This window comes from Nonomuraea sp. NPDC052116, assembly GCF_040680035.1.
In the GTDB taxonomy this organism is placed as follows: domain Bacteria; phylum Actinomycetota; class Actinomycetes; order Streptosporangiales; family Streptosporangiaceae; genus Nonomuraea; species Nonomuraea angiospora_A.
Window position 1 is genome coordinate 1 of the sequence record NZ_JBFAWA010000092.1, and the last position, 4,398, is coordinate 4,398.

Here is a 4,398-nt window from a genome sequence, read left to right on the forward strand (position 1 = left end):
GATCACATCGCCTCCTCCCGCGACCTGGACTTCGCCGATGCCTTCGCCACGGTGATGGGCGGGGCGGGGATGGATGTGGTGCTCAACTCGCTGGCGGGGCCGTTCACCGACGCGTCGCTGGACCTGCCTGCTGAGGGTGGCCGGTTCATCGAGATGGGCAAGACCGACCGGCGCGATCCGGCCGACGTCGCGGGCACTCACCCTCACGTCCGTTACCGCAGCTTCGACCTGATGGATGCCGGGCATGAGCGGGTCGGGCAGATGCTGGGCGAGCTGCTGGACCTGTTCGCTTCCCAGGAGTTGGCTGCTTTGCCGGTGCGGTGCTGGCCGGTGCAGCAGGCCCGGCAAGCGTTCCGGCACATGGCCCAGGCCCGCCACACCGGCAAGATCATCCTCACCATGCCGCGCGCGCTGGACCCCGACGGCACGGTGCTGATCGCGGGCGGCACGGGCGGTCTGGGCGCGATCTTGGCCCGTCACCTGGCCACCGAGCACCGGGTGGGGCGTCTGCTGCTGGCCTCGCGCCGAGGAGACCAGGCCCCTGACGCCGACCAGCTCAGGGCCGACCTGGAGACGGCGGGTGCGACGGTCGAGATCGCGGCGTGCGATCTGTCCGATCCAGAGCAGGTGGCCACCCTCCTTGACCGGGTCCCCGCCGAGCATCCCCTGACGGCGGTCTTCCACACCGCCGGAGTGCTGGATGACGGCGTGGTCACCTCCCTCACCTCCGACAAGATCGACCGGGTGCTGCGGCCCAAGGCGGACGCCGCCTGGCACCTGCACCAGGCGACCCGCCACCTCGACCTGGCCGCGTTCGTTCTCTACTCTTCCTCGGCTGCCACGCTGGACAGTGCCGGGCAGGGGAACTACTCGGCGGCCAACGCTTTCCTGGATGCGTTGGCGATCCACCGCCACGCCAGCGGCCTGCCCGCTCAATCCCTCGCCTGGGGATTGTGGGCGCCGGAAACGGGCGGCATGACGAACCAGTTGGCGGAACTCGACCTGGAGCGGCTGTCTCGTTCAGGGTTCACCGCCATGGGCGCCAACGAGGGCATGCAACTCCTGGACGTCGCTCTGACCATGCCGGAGCCCTTCCTCGTACCGCTGCCCATCAACACCCACACCCTCAGCAACCGCCACGACGGCGTCCCGGCGATTCTGCGTGGACTGGCTCGCACGCCCGCGCGTCGCGCCGCCCGCACTGAACCTGTCTCCGGCAGCGGGTCGGCGCTGGAACGCCGTCTTGCCGGGTTGCCGGCGGCCGAGCAGGAACACGTGCTGGTGTCGCTGGTCTGCGCCGAAGCCGCAGCGGTCCTGGGGCATGCTTCCGGTGAGGCGATCCAGGCGGGACGCCCGTTCAAGGATCTGGGCTTCGACTCCCTGACCTCTGTCGAGTTGCGTAACCGGTTGAGCCGGGCGGCCGGGATGAAGCTGCCCGCGACGCTGGTGTTCGACCACCCCACCCCGACCGCGCTGGCAGCGCATCTGCTCCAGCGCGTCACCGGCAGCAGCTCGGCCGTCGTGGCCGAGCCGGTGCGGGCCGTGTCCGCGTCCGCCGGGGTCGGGGAGCCGATCGCGATCGTGGCGATGGGCTGCCGCTACCCGGGAGGGGTGAACTCGCCGGAGGACCTGTGGGACATGCTGGTCCAGGGCCGTTCGGGCATCTCTTCCTTCCCTGAGGATCGGGGTTGGGATCTGGAGGCGTTGTATGACCCGGATCCGGATCATGTGGGGACCACGTATCTGCGTGAGGGTGGGTTCCTGAAGGACGCGGCCGGGTTCGACGCGGCGTTTTTCGGGATCAGTCCGCGTGAGGCGATCGCGATCGATCCGCAGCAGCGGCTGCTGCTGGAGACGTCGTGGGAGGTCATGGAACGGGCCGGGATCGACCCGGACACCCTCCGCGGCACCCCGACCGGCGTCTTCATCGGCGGAACTCAGACGGGTTATGGCTCAGGGCCTGGACCGTACCCCGAGGAGATCGAGGGATACCTGCAGACCGGAAACGCCGGCTCCGTCATGTCGGGGCGGGTGGCCTACAACCTCGGACTCGAAGGCCCGGCGCTGACGGTGGACACCGCCTGCTCCTCCTCCCTGGTCGCCATCCACCTGGCCTGCGAGTCCCTGCGCCGAGGCGAAAGCACTCTGGCACTCGCGGGTGGCGTGACGGTCATGGCGACACCTGAGCTCCTGGTGGACTTCAGCCGTCAGCGTGGTCTGGCGAGAGATGGCCGGTGCAAGGCGTTCTCCGACGAGGCTGATGGCACCGTCTTTTCCGAAGGTGTGGGCATCCTGCTGCTGGAGCGGTTATCGGAGGCGCAGGCCAACGGCCATCGGGTTCTGGGTGTGATCCGTGGATCGGCGGTCAACCAGGACGGTGCCAGCAACGGCCTGTCGGCTCCGAACGGTCCTTCTCAGGAGCGGGTGATCCGCCAGGCGCTGGCCAACGCCGGCCTGGCCCCGGGCGACATCGACGCGGTCGAAGCCCACGGCACCGGCACCAAACTCGGCGACCCCATCGAGGCCCAGGCTCTGCTGGCCACCTACGGGCGCGATCGGGATCCGGCGGAGCCGCTGTGGCTGGGGTCGGTCAAATCCAACTTCGGGCATTCGCAGGCCGCTTCCGGGGTGGCGGGTGTGATCAAGATGGTCATGGCCGCCCGCGAAGCCCTCCTCCCCCAAACCCTGCACATCACCACCCCCACCACCCACGTCGACTGGGAACAAGGCCAAATCCGGCTCCTCCAACACCCCCAAACCTGGCCCGCACACACCGACAAACCACGCCGCGCCGCCATCTCCTCCTTCGGCATCAGCGGCACCAACGCCCACCTCATCCTCGAACAAGCCCCCCACCCCACCCCCACAGGCACAGGCACCGGCCCTGACACCGGCACCGGCACCGGCATCGAAGCTCCACAGCCCCTGCCCCTGGTCCCGGTGGCTCTATCCGCCCGTGACCAGACCAGCCTGGCCGCCCAGGCCGCCCGCCTGGCCGGCCACCTCACCACCCACCCCGACCTCCCCCTGCACGACATCGCCCTATCGACCGCCACCACACGCGCCCACCTCGAACAGCGCGCCGTCATCCTGGCCCGCAACACCGACGACCTCCACCACGCCCTCAACCACCTCGCCGGCACAAACACCGACGACAGCACCGGCCTCGGCGCAAGTGACGGCACCGGCAACGGCGTCGCCAAGAACAACGGCAGCGTCAATGGCAGCAGTGACGCAGGCAACGGCAGCGACGGTGGCGACGGCTCAGGCACTGACGCGGCCGGTGGCACCGGCATCAACACCGCGACCGTCAACGGCGCTGGCGGCGGCACTGGCGGGGGCACTGGCGGGGGCATCGACATCGCCAAGGGAGCGGGAAACGACACCGGCACAAGCAACGCGACCAGCAATGGCACTCACAGCGGCACCGGCGGCACCGGCGGCACCGAGAACGCCGCAAGCGACACGAGCACGAGCAACGGCAACGGCGGCGGTGTCGGCGCAGGCGTGAACGTGATCATCGGGCGGGCCCGACCCGGCAAAACCGCGTTCCTCTACTCCGGACAAGGCGCCCAACACCCCGGCATGGGCCGCCAACTCTACGAAACCTTCCCCACCTTCGCCACCGCCCTCAACAACACCCTCGACGCCCTCGACCCCCACCTCGACCACCCCCTCCGCGACATCATGTGGGCCCCACCCCACACCCCCCACGCCCACCTCCTCAACCAAACCACCTACACCCAACCCGCCATCTTCGCCCTCCAAACCGCCCTCACCCACCTCCTCACCACCCTCGACATCCACCCCCACTACCTCGCCGGACACTCCCTCGGCGAAATCACCGCCGCCCACACCGCCGGCATCCTCACCCTCACCGACGCCGCCACCCTCATCACCCAACGCGCCCACCTCATGCAAACCCTCCCCCCAAACGGCGCCATGACCGCCATCAACGCCACCCCCGAAGAAATCACCCCCCACCTCACCCCCCACACCGCCATCGCCGCCATCAACCACCCCACCAACACCGTCATCTCCGGCAACGCACACGACATCCACACCATCACCACCCACTTCACCAACCTCGGCCGCAAAACCCACCCCCTCACCGTCTCCCACGCCTTCCACTCCCCCCTCCTCGACCCCATCCTGGACCCCCTCAACACCCTCGCCCACACCCTCACCCACCACCCCGCCCACACCCCCCTCATCACCAACACCACCGCCACCCCCACCCACACCCTCACCCCCACCCACTGGGCCCACCACGCCCGCCAACCCGTCCAATTCGCCAACACCATCACCCACCTCCACCACACCGGCGTCACCACCTACCTCGAAATCGGACCCGACACCACCCTCACCGCCATCGCCCCCCACAACCTCCCCACCACC

At 69.2% G+C, this 4,398-nt stretch carries 1 protein-coding gene; it reads left to right on the forward strand.

The features are described from left to right. The coding region (locus AB0L65_RS62740) for an SDR family NAD(P)-dependent oxidoreductase (protein ID WP_364267538.1) at nt 1–4,398 on the forward strand (4,398 nt) is incomplete at both ends.